The organism is Morganella sp. GD04133, from assembly GCF_029835375.1.
GTDB classification, from domain to species: Bacteria; Pseudomonadota; Gammaproteobacteria; order Enterobacterales; family Enterobacteriaceae; genus Morganella; species Morganella morganii_B.
In genome coordinates this window covers 1-16,225 of record NZ_JAODZS010000033.1, presented here as the reverse complement: position 1 = coordinate 16,225, position 16,225 = coordinate 1, and the positions used below count along the sequence as shown (strand labels likewise).

The following is a 16,225-nucleotide window of genomic DNA, read 5'->3' as shown; positions in this document are numbered from 1 at the left end:
GTGACTGAAACGGTCTTCTGCGGAAGACCGTTTTTCAGGTTGTCTGTCAGTTCAGCAGCGCAATAAATTCATCTTCATTGATCACTTTAATGCCCAGCTCTTCCGCTTTGACAAGCTTGGAACCTGCGGCTTCTCCGGCAACCACCAGATCGGTTTTCTTCGAGACACTGCCGGTGACTTTTGCCCCCAGCGCCGTCAGCCGATCTTTCGCCTCATCACGGGTCAGGATCTGCAGTGAGCCGGTCAGTACAACCACTTTACCGGCAAACGGATTATCCAGTGCCGATGCATCCACCGCCACCACATCCGGCCAGCTGATACCGATATCCCCGGTCAGATCAGTGATAACCTCCCGGTTATGCTGTTCGCGGAAGAAATTGACCACATGTTTCGCGACAACCTCCCCCACATCGGGAACGGCTTTCAGTGCCTCTGTATCTGCCTGCTGCAAAGCCTCCAGGGTGCCGAAATGCTCTGCCAGATTGGCCGCCGTGGCTTCGCCGACTTCGCGGATCCCCAGGGCATAAAGAAAACGGGCAAAAGTGGTCTGTTTTGATGCCGCCAGTGCGTCAGTCAGTTTCTGTGCCGATTTTGGCCCCATGCGATCAAGCCCGGTCAGCTTACCGGGGGTCAGCCGCCACAAATCGGCCGGCGTTTTCACATATTCCGCATCCACCAGCTGGTCGATAATTTTGTCTCCCAGTCCGTCCACGTCCATAGCGCGGCGGGAGACAAAGTGTTTAAGTGCTTCTTTGCGCTGCGCGCCGCAAATCAGACCGCCGGTACAGCGGGCAACGGCCTCGCCTTCCACCCGTTCGATATCTGACCCGCACACCGGGCAACTGAGCGGAAATTCAATATCCCGCGCATCTGCCGGACGCTCTGATTCCACCACACCCACCACCTGCGGGATCACATCCCCGGCACGGCGGATAACCACCGTATCGCCGATTTTCAGGCCGAGACGGCTGATTTCATCCGCATTATGCAGCGTGGCATTACTGACCGTCACACCGGCCACCAGCACCGGCTCCAGACGGGCAACCGGGGTAATCGCACCGGTACGGCCGACCTGGAATTCCACATCACGGACAACGGTCATCTGTTCCTGGGCAGGGAATTTAAAGGCTGTCGCCCAGCGCGGGGCGCGGGACACGAACCCCAGCGCCTCCTGCTGTGCAATGGAATCCACTTTGATCACCACACCGTCAATATCAAAGCCCAGCACAGGGCGGCTCTCTTCCACATTGTGATAGAAATCCAGCACTGCCTGACTGCCGGTGCAGCGCATCACACGATCACTGACCGGTAAGCCCCAGGCTTTAAATTGCTGCAGGCGATCATAGTGGCTGCCCGGCAGTATACCGCCTTCCAGCACACCCACACCGTAACAGAAAAAAGTCAGCGGACGTTTCGCTGTGACAGACGGATCCAGCTGGCGCAGTGAGCCTGCCGCGGCATTGCGAGGGTTGGCAAACACCTTGCCCCCGGTGCGGCGCGCTTCCTCATTCATGGCCTCAAAGCCGTTCTGCGGCATAAAAACTTCGCCGCGGATCTCAATACGCTGCGGGATATTTTCCCCGCGCAGTTTCAGCGGAATCGCGCGGATTGTCCGCACATTGGCGGTAATATTCTCGCCGGTGGTGCCGTCCCCCCGGGTCGCCGCCTGCACCAGACTGCCGTTTTCATACAGCAGGCTGACCGCCAGGCCGTCGAGTTTCAGCTCACAGCAGAATGTCAGATCCTGCGTGTCTTTCAGGCGATCACGCACACGTTTGTCAAAGGCGAGATAGCTTTCCTCATCAAACACGTTATCCAGTGACAGCATCGGAATTTCATGTCGTACCTGTTCAAACGCACTCAGTGGTGATGCCCCGACCCGCTGTGTCGGGGAGTCAGGTGTGATAAGTTCCGGATGCGCCGCTTCCAGCGCTTTCAGACGCTGCATCAGGCGGTCATATTCCGCATCCGGCACTTCCGGGTTATCCAGCACGTGATAACAGTATTCATGATGGCGCAACGCGGCGCGCAGCTGTTCAATGTCGTTTTCGTTATTTTTTGGCATCATAGTAATCTGCAATCTGTTTATACCTGAAAAAAACCCCCGTCATTGCGGGGGTTTTTGTGCGATTTGTGGGTCTCAGTTCTGTTTGGCAACGAGAACTTTGCGGATGCGTGCCTTATACACCTCAATTTTCTGCGGTGTCAGCATTTTGCGCTCCTCATCCAGTACCACACCACCGACATCAGAGGCGATACGCTGAGCGGCCTGTAACATCAGTTTGAAGTTCTGGCTTGCATCACCATAGGACGGCACCATCATAAACATGGCCACACCCGGGGTTTCGATCTCTTCCATCTGCTCCGGCACAAACGTGCCCGGATTCACCATATTGGCCAGACTGAATAATACCGGACCACTGCCTGCCGGATCGACATGACGGTGATAAATGTTCATCGCCCCGAAACGGAACCCGGCCTGCTCAACAGCCGTGCGCAAAATGTCACCCGCGACCATCTGTCCCGGATGGGCAGACACAAACAGTGCCAGCACCAGCTCATTGTTTTCCGCACTGCTGTGCGGCGCATCTTCCTGCACCGCAACAACCGGCTCCGGCTCAGCTGCCGGTTGTTCCTCGTGAGGCGTATCTGTTTCAGCCGCCGTTATCACGGCAGCAGTTGTCATCACTTCCGGCGCCGGGGTAACCGCAACCTGTGGTGCCGGGGCTTCCTGCTCAAGGGCATCAAATAATCCGATTTGCGGCTCGGCTTCCGGTGTTTTTACCGGCTGACGGCGCGGACTCTGCGCTTTCGGTATCACAGGCGGTTCTTCCGGCTCCGGTGACGGAGACATTCTGCCGGCAGATAATAACGGATCCTGCTCATTCTGCGCTTCTGAATACGGAGAGATCTGCGGAGCCGGATCGTCCGGTAATGCAGCAGAATGACGGGCACCGTGTGCTTCTGACATGTCATCAGCAGCTTCGTCCTGTGACTCGTATTTTCGACGCTTCATGGGGCGCGCGCGAAACAGGGAAGAACGCTCTTTACGGCTCGTCCACAGTCCGTGGAGTAACAATGCGATGATTGCTACCGCACCCACAACGATTAATATCAGACGCAAATCTTGCATCAGTGCTATCTCTGTTGTTTAAATTAAAGGCCACCATGGCAAAATACTATCGTTTGATTACAAGAGTATTTGTCAATGATGTTAAGTTCAAGTCCCTGCACGTATTTCTTGCAATAAAGATCATTGAATTGCTCTTTTTGACTGATTTTTCATCCTGACATTTCATTTGTGACCGAACAAATCAATAGCTCAGTCTGATAGTATAACGTTTTACAATCATAGGAGTGAATAGGAAGTATGACAAATCCTGTCAGGCCGCTCAGCGGTTTTGCATATGTTGCACAAGGATGGCGGCTGATGATGCGTCCGGGTCTCCGGGCCTTCGTGATTCTGCCGCTGCTGGCCAATATCGTGGTAATGGGCGGTGCGCTCTGGTGGTTGTTCAGTCAGTTCAGCGGGTGGATAGCCTGGCTGATGGACAAAGTACCGGGCTGGCTGCAATGGCTGGATTATTTTATCTGGCCGGTGGCGGTGATCTCCGTGCTGTTGATCTTCACCTATTTTTTCAGCACGCTCGCCAATATCATTGCCTCGCCGTTTAACGGCTGGCTGTCAGAAAAACTGGAAGCGGAACTCACCGGGCGTCCCGCGCCGGATCAGGGCTGGGCAGATCTGATAAAAGATATCCCGCGTATTCTGAAACGGGAGATGGTTAAGCTGCTCTATTACATCCCGCGTGCCGTTATTCTGCTGATCCTGTTTTTTATTCCGGGGATCGGGCAGACACTCGCACCGGTGCTCTGGTTTATTTTCGGTGCCTGGATGATGTCTGTGCAGTACGGGGATTTCCCGTTTGATAATCACAAAGTCAGTTTTCCGGAAATGAAAAACACCCTGCGCCGCGATAATATGACCAATCTCCAGTTCGGTTCGCTGGTCAGTGTGCTGACCATGATCCCGTTTGTGAACCTGTTCATTATGCCTGCGGCGGTCTGCGGTGCCACCGCGCTGTGGGTGGATCGCTACCGCGCACAGTTTGTCCGCGACTGATCCGCAACGCCCTTCCGTGCAGGGTGGTTATCACACCGCCCTGCCGTTTTCCTGCGCCTTATACCTTTTCGCTATGGATCGTCTGTCCGGTTATAAGGATATGCCGATTATGTATTTCCTTTCCGCCGGTCAGCGGGTAATGTGGTTTTATATTTAGTCCGATTATGAATAACCCTATAAGGAAAACCGATGAGTAAGATATATGAAGATAACTCGCTAACCATTGGTCACACACCGCTGGTGCGCCTCAAACATTTTGGTCACGGCAATATTCTGGCGAAAGTGGAATCCCGCAACCCGAGCTTCAGCGTCAAATGCCGTATCGGTGCCAATATGATCTGGGACGCGGAAAAACGCGGCATCCTGAAACCGGGTGTGGAACTGGTGGAACCGACCAGCGGTAACACCGGGATTGCACTGGCGTATGTTGCTGCCGCCCGTGGTTACAAACTTACCCTGACCATGCCGGATACCATGAGTATCGAACGCCGTAAACTGCTCAAAGCCCTGGGAGCCAACCTGGTACTGACCGAGGGAGCGAAAGGCATGAAAGGCGCGATTGAAAAAGCCGATGAAATCAGCGCGTCTGATCCGTCCCGCTATATCGTATTACAACAATTCAGCAACCCGGCCAACCCGGCGATCCACGAAAAAACCACCGGCCCGGAAATCTGGGAAGACACTAACGGCAATGTGGATGTCGTGGTTGCCGGTGTCGGCACCGGCGGCACCATCACCGGTATCGCCCGTTACCTGAAAAACATCAAAGGGAAAAAAGACGTCACTATCGTGGCTGTCGAGCCGGAAGGTTCCCCGGTGATCACCCAGGCGCTAGCCGGGGAAGAGATCAAACCGGGCCCGCACAAAATTCAGGGTATCGGCGCCGGTTTTATCCCGGGCAACCTGGATCTGAGCCTGATTGACCGCGTCGAGCTGGTCAGCAACGAAGATGCTTTCGCCACCGCCCGTAAACTGATGGAGCGCGAAGGTATTCTGGCCGGTATTTCATCCGGGGCAGCAGTCATTGCTGCGGAACGTCTTGCGAAAGAAGATAAATTTAAGGGTAAAAATATCGTGGTGATCCTGCCGTCTTCCGGTGAACGTTACCTCAGTACGGCCCTGTTCGCCGATATCAGTGAAAACTGATCAACTGAACGGATTCAGTTCCCGTCCTGCCTGACCTCGAAAGCACCCGCAAAGGGTGCTTTTTTTGTGCAACGGATCAAAGTTTGACACTCTGCAGGGTGATTTTTGTGCGGTTGTTTAGTATTAAAAAAGTAATTATTTCACAGCTCAAAATAATGACACCAAATACGTATGTCGAATCTTCGGGTTGTGCTATTTTACTTGCTCCGGCTATGATTACTGTTATATGTCTTAATATTAACTGCCGATAAAAAATTTCAAACATGAGGTAACGCTATGTATCAGCAAGAAGTCACCATTACTGCTCCTAACGGCCTGCACACCCGTCCTGCGGCTCAGTTTGTCAAAGAAGCCAAAACCTTCGCTTCTGACATCACCCTGACTTCCGGCGGCAAAAGCGCCAGCGCCAAAAGCCTGTTCAAGTTACAGACGCTGGGTCTGACACAGGGTACCGTGGTGACTATCGCCGCAGAAGGTGAAGATGAGCAGAAAGCGGTAGAGCACCTCGTCAAACTGATGGGTGAACTGGAGTAATCTCCTTCCGCCCTCACCTGCCAGGATCCCCGGCCGCCGTGTCATGCCGGGGATAGTCCGTTTCCGGGTACGCTCACGCAGCCCGCTGCTGTACGTCCCCCAGTAAACTCAAAGGTATTATTATGGTTTCAGGAATCTCTGTTTCACCGGGTATCGCTTTTGGTAAAGCGTTGTTACTCAAAGAAGAACCTATCATTATCAGCCAGAAGTCGATTTCTGCTGAGCAGATTGATGCTGAAATCCGGCGTTTCACTGAAGGCCGCGCCAAAGCGTCCGCACAGCTGAATGCCATCAAAGAAACCGCTGAAAAAAATCTCGGTGCCGAGAAAGCCGAAATTTTTGAAGGTCATATCATGCTGCTCGAAGACGAGGAGCTTGAAAACGAAATCACTGACATCATCAAAAGCAAAAAAACCGCCGATTACGCGGTCAACCAGGTGATTGAAGAACAGGCCACCGCCCTGGAAGGTCTTGATGATGAGTATCTGAAAGAACGCGCGGCAGATGTCCGCGATATCGGTAACCGCCTGCTGAAAAATATCCTCGGCATGCCGATTATCGACCTCAGCGCCATCGCTGATGAAGTGATCCTGGTCTCCAAAGACCTGACACCGTCCGAAACCGCACAGCTGAACCTGAAAAAAGTGCTGGGCTTTATCACCGACATCGGCGGCCGGACTTCCCACACTTCCATCATGGCCCGTTCGCTGGAAATCCCTGCCGTGGTCGGTACCGGTAATGCCACTGAAAATATTAGCAGTGATGATTACCTGATTCTGGATGCGGTTAATAACACCATTTATCTCAATCCGTCTGAAGAAGAGATTGAGCGCATGAAAGAAGTGCGCGATGACTATCTGGCGGAAAAAGCCGAACTGGCAAAACTTAAAGACCTGCCTGCGATTACCCTTGACGGTCATCAGGTGGAAGTCTGTGCCAACATCGGTACCGTGCGCGATATGCCGGGTGCGGAACGCAACGGTGCGGAAGGTGTCGGTTTATACCGCACCGAATTCCTGTTTATGGATCGCGACTCGCTGCCGACCGAAGAAGAGCAGTTCCGTGCTTACAAAGACGTCGCTCAGGCGATGCCGGATGAAGCCATTATTGTCCGCACTATGGACATCGGCGGTGATAAAGACCTGCCGTATATGAATCTGCCGAAAGAGGAAAACCCGTTCCTCGGCTGGCGCGCCATCCGTATCTGTCTGGATCGCCGTGAAATTCTCGATACCCAGCTGCGCGCAATTTTACGTGCCTCGGTTTTCGGAAAGCTGCGCATCATGTTCCCGATGGTGATTTCCGTCGAAGAAGTCCGCGAACTCAATAAGATAGTGGACGAAATGAAACAGCAGCTGCGGGATGAACAGAAACCTTTTGATGAAACTATTGAAGTTGGTATCATGGTGGAAACCCCGGCGGCAGCAATTAATGCACGTCACATTGCAAAAGAAGTCGATTTTTTCAGTATTGGAACCAACGACCTGACGCAGTATACTCTGGCTGTGGATCGCGGAAATGAGCTGATTTCCCATCTCTACAACCCGATGTCTCCTGCGGTGCTGAACCTTATCAAACAAGTCATTGACGCTTCCCACGCGGAAGGGAAATGGACCGGAATGTGTGGTGAGCTGGCGGGTGATGAACGTGCAACGTTATTGTTGCTGGGCATGGGTTTAGATGAATTTAGTATGAGTTCTATTGCTATCCCGCGTATCAAAAAACTGATCCGCAATACGCATTATGAAGATGCGAAAGCACTGGCTGAACAGGCACTCGCTCAGCCGACGGCAACAGAACTGATGGCACTGGTGGAAACTTTCACCAAAGAAAAAACCCTGTGCTGAGAACGCCAAATTCACGCCCGGTCCCGTATCAACAATTAGGAGAGTATTCATGGGTCTGTTTGACAAACTGAAGTCGCTGGTTTCGGATGATAAAAAAGACAGCGGCACGATTGACATCGTGGCACCGCTGTCCGGTGAGATTGTGAATATCGAAGATGTGCCTGACGTTGTTTTCGCAGAGAAAATTGTCGGCGATGGTATTGCCATCAAACCGGCAGGGAATAAAATCGTTGCCCCTGTTGACGGTACAATCGGTAAAATTTTTGAAACTAATCACGCGTTCTCCATTGAATCGGACAGCGGGATTGAACTGTTTGTTCACTTCGGGATCGACACGGTCGAACTGAAAGGTGAAGGCTTCAAACGTATTGCGGAAGAAGGCCAGCGCGTACAAAAAGGCGACCTGGTTCTTGAATTTGATCTGGCGCTTCTCGAAGAGAAAGCCAAATCCACCCTGACCCCGGTGGTTATCTCGAATATGGATGAAATCAAAGAGATGACTAAAATGACCGGTCCGGTCACTGTCGGCGAAACGGTTGTCATCAAAATCAAAAAATAACAGCGTTACACCACAGTCTGTACACTGAAAAACGGTTTCTGCGGAAACCGTTTTTTTTCGTCTGTTTTCCTTTGATTGATTAATTTTGTTGTATTATCCCCTGCCTGTTATCCGGAAGTCACCGGAAAAGTATTTCTCACCTCAGTGAAATGCGCTAACATGATCTCCCGTGACGGTCCGCAATTTACGCAGATAACGCGCTGCCTGATACGGCCGGAGCCGCCGGAACCACTGGCGGGATAAACGGGAAGTTTTCATTTTCGTTCGTCACAAAATGGTAATGCTATGGAATTTAATTCAGTTCAGACACAGCAAATAAAGCAGAACATGCGCCTGTTCACTGAGCGCCTGTATCCGAATGGTCATATCCCCGATGAGTTCGATGTTCAGTACCGCACGGACAATAACAACATACTGATTTATCAGAAACAACTCGTCTGCCCGTGCGGCACTCCGCAAATCATCGAAAAACACATTGCCAGACTGACCTGGTCAGAAGCTGATGATAACTGGCAGCTTTTTTATGTGGATAACAACAAATGGCAGCCTTATCCGGACTGCCCTGCCGGCACGCTGAGTGTACTGCTGAAACAGGTTCTGGATGATAAATCCGACCGTTTTATTTTCAGTTAGTCACCACATCACACAATTAAGCCCCGTTAAGGGGTTTATTTGTGAATTTTGATCGTTTTCACGTATAGTGCTCATTACGCAGGTTACTATGACTGATAACTTATTTGCCGGCTTTCAGATTGCGAGGTGTGTATGTATAAAACGATTATAGTTCCAATCGATATTTCCGAAACCGGGCTGACCCGCGAGGTGATCCCGACAATTCAGACATTAGCCAAATTTGAAAATGCCAAAATTCACTTTGTCGCGGTGATCCCGTCATTCTCTCACTTTGCCTCTTTCGGTATTGCCTATGCCGCCACCCTGCCGGAAAAAGATGAGATTCTGGACAGCGCCAAAGAGCAGCTGGCGAAGATGGTCAGTGATTTTAATCTGCCTGCAGAGCAGTTTGAACTGCACGTGGTTTCCGGCTCACCGAAAGATCAGATTCTGAAACTGGCGGATACCCTGGAAAGCGACCTGATTGTGATCAGCTCACGCCGCCCGGATATGTCCACCTATCTGCTCGGCTCCAACGCCGCAGCGGTTGTGCGTTACGCCCATACCTCGGTTCTGGTTGTCCGCTGATACGCGGCAGTACCTGACTGAACGCCCGCACCGCCGGGCGTTTGTTTTTTTATTTTCCTGAAATCTGCACAGGATCACAGCCGGGCATACCAGTCACGAATAGCTGACAGAACGTGTCCGGTATGCCGGTTTCCGTCGGAATCTTTAAAATAGTGATCCAGATTATCAAAGGTTCTGAATGTCACCACCGGATTCGCCACCGCTTGCTGCATCTGCTTAAACGATGTAACACTGACATTGGTATCATTCAGCGTCTGAATAACCAGCACCGGTTTTATCTGCCCGTTCAGTGTCTGCTGCGCATCGGCTTCCAGAAACTCACGCCACCAGCGCGGCCCGTGCTGGCTGACCAGCATATCGTCCGCCACCTCATTACGTTTTACCGCATCGGTAAATGCCAGAAAACCGGCTAACTGTGACTCGTCAGGCGGCTGAGGGCTATTACGGAAGCTGTCCGTGACATCATCGAGGAAAAAGCGCCCGCCACCATTGATGGCTACCACCGCGTCAACCACCGGCGATACCAGGGCGGTGTGCTCCGCGACCGTCGCCCCTTCGCTGCCGCCCAACAGCAGCACAGTGTCATACGCCCCTTTCAGGCGATCGAGCACCGCAGCATAGTCACTGACCCGCACCGACAGCGAATCATTGAGCATGGTTTCCGCCGGGCAATCTGCCCGCTCGCCATCACGGTCATTAAAAGGCAGTGCATCGGTAATGCCGTATTTCTCCACCAGCAGAATGTCATGATCCGGGAACGCACCGCCGAAAGTATCCACCATAAAACGGTTGTTTTTGGCACTGTTACAGTCTGAACCCTGAATCAGCACCAGTAATTTTCGGGCAGGTTCCGCCTGCCGGTGCAGCAGGTAGTAATGAATATCGCTGCCGTCCTGACGGGCAAGGTTGTCTGTCCGGACCGTTTCTTTCCCGCTATTTTGTATTTCTGATGCCATTGCAGGAGCCATCAGCAGACAACCCAGCAGCGCACAGACGGCGGCCTTACGCATTCTTCATCCCTTCACATAAAACAGATAATTAAACAGTGTGCGGAAACCGAGCTTCTGATACAGGCTCAATCCTTCGGACGACGCTTCCAGATAACAATCCCGGATACCCCGCTTCCGGCATAGTGTCAGTGCATAATCCAGCAACAGTGTGGCGTAGCCGTTGCCCTGATATGCAGGAACAGTTCCGAGATCATCAATCCGCGCGCCGTATTCTGACAGCGACAGCGTAATGCAGCTGACCGGTTTCCCCTGACACAACAGAACGGCATGGTGCAGCTCAGTACCGTTTGCCATTGCCCGCTGATGATAGCGGATATAGTCACTGACAATACTGAAATCCGGCGCTTCTTCGTCATCCTCTCCCACCGGAAAAGCGGCATCCAGCGGCTCCGCCCACAGCGAAAGCTGATCATTCACCTCACGGATCTCGCATCCGGCAGGAAGAACAGAAGACGGCTGCCATTCCTCAACACACAGATGCATGGCACTGGTTTCACCGTCAGCTTCATAACCCGCCGCCATAATCTGCGGGTGCAATGCTTCTGCGACAGATTTCTCCGTCACCAGACAATGGGGCTTATGGCAGGCGGTGAAAAGCTGCTGTGCCTGTGAAAATTCAGCGTTATCCGCACCGGCCTGCAGATAGATATAGTTAAAAACCGGCACCGGCAGCGGTGTCAGATAGCACTCTGCGCGGTCACTGACTGTAATGACATCCTGCGCGATACTGCGCCAGAAATGGCGCTCTGTGGCGAGGTAATTCTGTAAACTCATGGTGTCTCCGGAATGGTATAAGCATCGGCGGAATTTATTATCTCCACTCTATAATATAAGCCGTTATATACCTTATCAGAATGTTAAGGTATTCCTGCGCCTGACGCTCAGCCCCGGCGTATTGCCATAATCTGATGCACCACAATACCCGCCAGCAATCCCCAAAAAGCCGAACTGATACCCAGCAGCGTAATACCGGATGCCGTCAGCAGAAAGCAGATAATTGCCGCATCCCGCCCTTTCTCATCTGCCAGGGACTGATGCAGGCTGTTCATCAGCGTGGTCAGCAGAGCAAGCCCGGCCAGGATCTGTATCAGAACCACCGGAAAGGCATTGAACAACATAAAAACCGCACCGCCGAAAATCCCCGCCAGCAGATAAAATATCCCCGCCCAGACAGCTGCGGTATAACGCCGTGCCGGGTCCGGATGCACATCCGGCGCCATGCAAATCGCGGCGGTGATCGCCGCAATACAGATACTGAACCCACCCCACGGTGCCAGCAGAATGGCCGCCAGCGACGAGCAGCTCAGCAGTACAGAGGTGTGCGGCGGATAACCGTTAGCCTGTAAAATCGCAATCCCCGGCGCATTCTGCGAGGCCAGCGACACAATAAAAAAAGGAATGCCGACACTGATCAGGGATGTCAGGGTAAATGACGGCATCACAAATTCCGGCAGCGCAAACACATTACCCGTCCGGACAAAATGCAGATCACCGCTCAGCCCGGTCACTGTAATACCGGTGATCAGTGCAGCAATAATGGCGTACAGCGGGAAAATCCGCCGCATCACCACATACGCGGCTATCATCGCAGCACACAGCACAAAGCTGGTATTCAGCGCACCGAACGCCGTCAGCCCGAAACGTAACAGAATACCGGCCAGCATCGCCGAGGCCAGTGCGCGCGGGATATAATTCATCAGTCGGGCAAAAATACCGGTCACACCGCACAGAAACATCAGCCCAGAGGCAAAAATAAACACGCCGACGGCTTCATTGATGGTCACCCCCGACAAACTGGTCACCAGCAGCGCGATCCCCGGTGTGGACCAGGCCGTCAGCACCGGCATTTTATACCAGAGCGACAACCCGATCGTTGTCACTCCCATCCCGATCCCCAGCATCATCAGCCAGCCGCCGGTTTGTGCGGCATCAAGTCCCGCCACATTCAGTGCCTGCAAAATAATCGCCACTGAACTGGCATAACCGACCAGCACCGCAACCAGCCCTGTCATCATCATTGCTGGAGAAAAGGCACGAAAAAATGTTAACTTATTCATAGGAACACACCATCGGATGTTATAGCAGACGACCGGACTCTATCACCGGATGCTATAACGGACAATGACATTTACCCGGAATAATGACAATTTATGCACGATATCACACCGGCTGTTGCTGAAACTTTTAAACAACTGCGTGCCGAACGCGGACTGAGTCTCAGCCAGGCAGCACAACTGACGGGCGTCAGCAAAGCTATGCTCGGCCAGATTGAACGCGGACAGTCCAGCCCGACGGTATCCACACTGTGGAAAATCGCCACCGGCTTTAATGTGGCGTTCTCTGTCTTTCTGGAAGGTGCGCAACCGCAACAGCAATCCGCACTCCACGCTTTTGCAAAACTGCCGGTCTTTGAACAGACCCGCTCAGGGATGCGTGTCACACCGCTGATCCCATTTGATGATGAACTGAAAACGGATTTACTGAAGATTGACCTGCTGCCGGGGGCGCTCAGCGAGTCCGGCCCACATGAACCCGGCGTTATCGAACATGTTATTGTGCTGGAAGGGGCATTACAACTGCAGCTGGGGAATGAATGGCACACCGTTTCCGCCGGGGAATCCCTGCGCTTCCATGCCGATATTCCGCACGCTTACGCTAATCTCGGCAAGACCATTGTGACACTGCATAACCTGATCCATTATCCGCGCTCTGCGGAAAAATAAAAAAGCAGGGTATAAAAATATACCCCGCTTTGACTTAACAGATCGTCTGATTTTTAGTAATAATAATACAACCAAAATAAATACCTGCTCAGCTTAACTTATAATAGACCTTCCCGGAATAGCAAGGGTTTACGTTTATACTGAACATAAAAATATGCCATTCAGAATACTGTCCTCTGTTATGTATGGCGGTTTATTTATTGTTTAATTAAACATCGTCAGGCATATTTCTATGCTGTCATGATGTTTTTTCTGGTGTTGTTTCTTCTGGTGTTGTTTCTTCTGGTGTTGTTACTACTGCATAATTTATTATTATCGCTACATGGTTTTACTGCATCTTTCTTATTAAGGGTATTACCAAACTACAGGTGTAGTATCGTACAGTGATCCTGAACGATTCTGAAACGAGATTACAGATCACAGTGAAAATATAAAAAAAAGCCACCATTCCTGCCGGATACAGTGGCTTATTACAGGATTAACTAACTTATTTTAGTATGTTGTTACACATCATCTGAAGTGTATTAATAAACCGGGCTGCATGAAAACCATCACAGACTGCATGGTGCACCTGTACAGAAACAGGTAATAATACGCAGTCACCTTCCTGCTGAAATTTCCCCATCGTAAAAACCGGGGCAAAATAATCATCCTTTCCGGTGATATTCAGGTTAAATCCGTCAAAACTCACCCAGGGTAATGATGATATATTCAGATGGTTCTCTGGTAACTCTCCCTGCGGAAACAATGCAGTATCATGCTGATATTCTGCCATTACCGCATTATAGCCCGCCATAAATTCACTGATATCCGGACAATAACGGCAGAAGAGCACAGAGAATGTTTCAGTGTCTTTATGAAAAACAGTAAATACAGGATCGGTCCGATCCCAGTAAATCAGTGCATTATCTTTCATTGCCATCCGGAACTCCGGAAACTGATTAACAACCCCGGAGATCAGATAAATCATTACCGGATAAAATTTATAATCCGTTTCCGCCAGAGCGGTACGCAAAACGGTAATATCGAGTTTGGTGGTCAGGCTGAATCCGCATTTAATCTGCTGACGATAAAGGGCAAAATGTTCCCTGCGATTCCAGGTATTCAGGTCAATCCGGGTAAAATTCATGTTTATTCCTTCTGATTAATAGTGAAAAATATTAATAATCAGAAGGCAGTCTGGTTGTCTCAATGGGTAACATTCCGTCCTCCGTAAGCTGTCTGGTATTCAGTAATAATACCCGATACGGGCCTGATTGTATTAAGCCCGGCTTTATTTATTTCGGCCAATCATCCGCAAACACATAGCGGATCAGTTCTGCGGATTAACGGGGTGGTGCTTTCAGCACATCCGCCATTACGTCAATTTTCATCTGACAGGTTTGCAGTTTGTCTTCCGCCAGTACATACGGATCATCAGCCAGGAAACGGTGACCGTATTTATCCACTGATTCCTGTATTTACGCCGAAAATAATGACTTTCAGTGTCGGAACCATCTCAAGAACCGGAGTTTTTATTTGTTCATTTTTTTCCACCACCGCACTTTTAATAAAAAATGCAAAAAACAATGCAATCAGTGACAGATAAACAGGCCGCCCGCAAATAAAAAACCACCGGATAACCGGTGGTTTTTTGTACTTAGCGATAACTTACTCTCCCCGCTGCTTAATGCAGATCTCTTTTATTTTTTGTATATTATTCTTCAGAGAAACCTGATGTTCTGTGGGAAAATAACTGTAGTCCAGCGAAATATAAAAACGGGCATCACGCATCATGACAAACAAACTGATTTCGTTTTCTTCCGATTTATAAATGAAATGTTCTTCATCTGCTTTTTTGCTTTCCAGTATTGAAGGTTTACCATATTCCGCTTCAAGATTGTGCTGCAATGTTTTCAGCAGCGTCTGATATACTGTTTCATCATCTGTGGAATAAAAATAACCAATACCGACCAGCCCGCTGAAATCCGGCTGCCCGTACTGCGGTAAAAAACGGAATTCGTATTCACCGGCTTCATTTAATCCGCCGGAAAATGTTTTGGACGTCACTTTGGTCAGCGGGCAGGCATATTCGCTGTTATCCGTTTCCGGCTGACTGCCGAGCCGTGGTGCCAGAGCTTCTTCCGTCATTCCCCAGGTCAGACCGAAAGGAGCAGCATAACGCTCATGTTGTCCTGTATCCGCCGCCTCTGTTTTATCACAGCCACCCAGTAATAGTGATGCTGCAACCAACGCAGAAATTATCGTTATTTTTTTCATTGTTCAGTATATCCGCTGATTTAATGTGACGTTAGCCCGCCATATTTAACTTATCATTCAATCCGGCTGTTTTCCGGCAACAAACGATATCAATCCAGAATAAAAGTACCAGTAAAAAATAAAGCCTCCGTAAAAAAGGATCGTATCAGTGACCCGGCCCCGGCTGCATTAAATTGACGATTTCCGCTTTCGCGGCCTGAGACACACCCGGGCGAGCTGGTTAATTCAGGCCGGTGAGTGCCAATGTCAGCACTTCAGGAAATGGGAGGGCGGGAGGATGGGAGGATGGGAGGATGGGGGGATGGGAGTCGATCGAAGTGGTGCCGGATACCGGATTCGAACTGGTGACCTTTTCATTACGAATGACAGCATCCGGATATAATTAATTGATTAATAACGATATATCAGTATTCACACATCACATCCGTGACATTTAATGTACTTTTAGTGGCACGTAATAGTCACGCAATGACGACACGAACATGTCACGCCACAAATCCCCCTGCTATACTCCCATCATCACCCACAACTCCGAAACCAACATGCACAATATCGCCAACCTCACCCAAGACGAAAAAGACAAAATTAATGCCGATTTAGCCGCATCCGGTATCGCGTACAAAGAAAGACTCGGACTACCGTATGATCTGTACGAAACAGAAAACCAGCAGCCCGAGCATTTACGCCCGTACTTCAGAGAGAGACTTGAGCACTACAGGGAGATCGGGAAAAGGTTTCCACGCGGGTTCGAGTATGAGAAGGAAAGTTAAGGCTTAACCGGCCAGACAATAACCGCGTCTGTGGATACGTCAAGCGCCTGCAAT

Annotated in this window: 17 protein-coding genes; 9 read left to right on the top strand and 8 right to left on the bottom strand. The window is 50.7% G+C overall.

What is annotated here, in order from left to right:
• Window positions 1-46: 46 nt before the first annotated feature.
• Both ligA and zipA read right to left on the bottom strand, forming a co-directional pair.
• Window positions 47-2,068, bottom strand: coding sequence for an NAD-dependent DNA ligase LigA (ligA, locus tag N7387_RS15895; protein WP_279800236.1), 2,022 nt, complete (start codon window positions 2,066-2,068; stop codon window positions 47-49).
• Between the two features lie 72 nt (window positions 2,069-2,140).
• Window positions 2,141-3,136 carry a cell division protein ZipA gene (zipA, locus tag N7387_RS15890; RefSeq protein ID WP_274371671.1) on the bottom strand — a complete coding sequence of 332 codons (996 nt, stop codon included), beginning with the start codon at window positions 3,134-3,136 and terminating at the stop codon, window positions 2,141-2,143.
• Between the two features lie 234 nt (window positions 3,137-3,370).
• Between zipA and cysZ the strand changes: the two genes are divergently transcribed.
• The 7 genes from cysZ (at window position 3,371) to uspF (ending at window position 9,409) form a co-directional block, all read left to right on the top strand.
• Window positions 3,371-4,123, top strand: a complete 753-nt coding sequence (cysZ, locus tag N7387_RS15885) for a sulfate transporter CysZ (protein WP_262861446.1) — start codon at window positions 3,371-3,373, stop codon at window positions 4,121-4,123.
• A gap of 189 nt (window positions 4,124-4,312) precedes the next feature.
• Window positions 4,313-5,269, top strand: coding sequence for a cysteine synthase A (gene cysK, locus N7387_RS15880; protein WP_279800235.1), 957 nt, complete (start codon window positions 4,313-4,315; stop codon window positions 5,267-5,269).
• Window positions 5,270-5,545: 276 nt separating this feature from the next.
• On the top strand, window positions 5,546-5,803 hold the full coding sequence (gene ptsH / locus N7387_RS15875; RefSeq protein ID WP_004240254.1) for a phosphocarrier protein Hpr: 258 nt from the start codon (window positions 5,546-5,548) through the stop codon (window positions 5,801-5,803).
• A gap of 122 nt (window positions 5,804-5,925) precedes the next feature.
• Entirely contained in the window at window positions 5,926-7,650 is a 1,725-nt protein-coding gene (gene ptsI, locus N7387_RS15870; protein ID WP_279800234.1) for a phosphoenolpyruvate-protein phosphotransferase PtsI, read from the top strand.
• Between the two features lie 49 nt (window positions 7,651-7,699).
• Window positions 7,700-8,209 (top strand): PTS glucose transporter subunit IIA, encoded by a 510-nt coding sequence (gene crr / locus N7387_RS15865; RefSeq protein ID WP_004240252.1) that lies wholly within the window; start codon window positions 7,700-7,702, stop codon window positions 8,207-8,209.
• Window positions 8,210-8,494: 285 nt separating this feature from the next.
• Window positions 8,495-8,842, top strand: a complete 348-nt coding sequence (locus N7387_RS15860; RefSeq protein ID WP_262861449.1) for a DUF3024 domain-containing protein — start codon at window positions 8,495-8,497, stop codon at window positions 8,840-8,842.
• A 132-nt stretch (window positions 8,843-8,974) separates the two neighbouring features.
• The gene (uspF, locus tag N7387_RS15855) at window positions 8,975-9,409 is read left to right on the top strand and encodes a universal stress protein UspF (RefSeq protein ID WP_072870176.1); all 435 of its coding nucleotides are present in this window, start codon (window positions 8,975-8,977) and stop codon (window positions 9,407-9,409) included.
• A 74-nt stretch (window positions 9,410-9,483) separates the two neighbouring features.
• Here uspF and N7387_RS15850 read toward each other — a convergent pair whose 3' ends face one another.
• The 3 genes from N7387_RS15850 to N7387_RS15840 all read right to left on the bottom strand — a co-directional run bounded on the left by N7387_RS15850 (window position 9,484) and on the right by N7387_RS15840 (window position 12,476).
• A complete protein-coding gene (locus tag N7387_RS15850) occupies window positions 9,484-10,419 on the bottom strand; it encodes an alpha/beta hydrolase (protein WP_279800233.1) in 936 nt (311 codons plus the stop codon).
• Between the two features lie 3 nt (window positions 10,420-10,422).
• On the bottom strand, window positions 10,423-11,193 hold the full coding sequence (locus tag N7387_RS15845) for a GNAT family N-acetyltransferase (protein WP_279800232.1): 771 nt from the start codon (window positions 11,191-11,193) through the stop codon (window positions 10,423-10,425).
• A gap of 107 nt (window positions 11,194-11,300) precedes the next feature.
• The gene (locus N7387_RS15840) at window positions 11,301-12,476 is read right to left on the bottom strand and encodes a benzoate/H(+) symporter BenE family transporter (protein ID WP_279800231.1); all 1,176 of its coding nucleotides are present in this window, start codon (window positions 12,474-12,476) and stop codon (window positions 11,301-11,303) included.
• Between the two features lie 93 nt (window positions 12,477-12,569).
• Between N7387_RS15840 and N7387_RS15835 the strand changes: the two genes are divergently transcribed.
• The gene (locus N7387_RS15835) at window positions 12,570-13,142 is read left to right on the top strand and encodes an XRE family transcriptional regulator (protein ID WP_279800230.1); all 573 of its coding nucleotides are present in this window, start codon (window positions 12,570-12,572) and stop codon (window positions 13,140-13,142) included.
• 487 nt (window positions 13,143-13,629) lie between these two features.
• On the opposite strand, the gene catA is transcribed toward N7387_RS15835, so the two are convergent.
• From catA to N7387_RS15820, 3 genes are all read right to left on the bottom strand, one after another.
• Entirely contained in the window at window positions 13,630-14,271 is a 642-nt protein-coding gene (catA, locus tag N7387_RS15830) for a type A chloramphenicol O-acetyltransferase (RefSeq protein ID WP_279800229.1), read from the bottom strand.
• Window positions 14,272-14,467: 196 nt separating this feature from the next.
• Window positions 14,468-14,590 carry a hypothetical protein gene (locus tag N7387_RS15825; protein ID WP_279800228.1) on the bottom strand — a complete coding sequence of 41 codons (123 nt, stop codon included), beginning with the start codon at window positions 14,588-14,590 and terminating at the stop codon, window positions 14,468-14,470.
• 202 nt (window positions 14,591-14,792) lie between these two features.
• Complete coding sequence (locus tag N7387_RS15820) at window positions 14,793-15,401, bottom strand: hypothetical protein (protein WP_279800227.1); 609 nt, start codon at window positions 15,399-15,401, stop codon at window positions 14,793-14,795.
• A 542-nt stretch (window positions 15,402-15,943) separates the two neighbouring features.
• Between N7387_RS15820 and N7387_RS15815 the strand changes: the two genes are divergently transcribed.
• Complete coding sequence (locus N7387_RS15815) at window positions 15,944-16,171, top strand: DNA polymerase III subunit theta (protein ID WP_279800225.1); 228 nt, start codon at window positions 15,944-15,946, stop codon at window positions 16,169-16,171.
• Window positions 16,172-16,225: the final 54 nt, after the last annotated feature.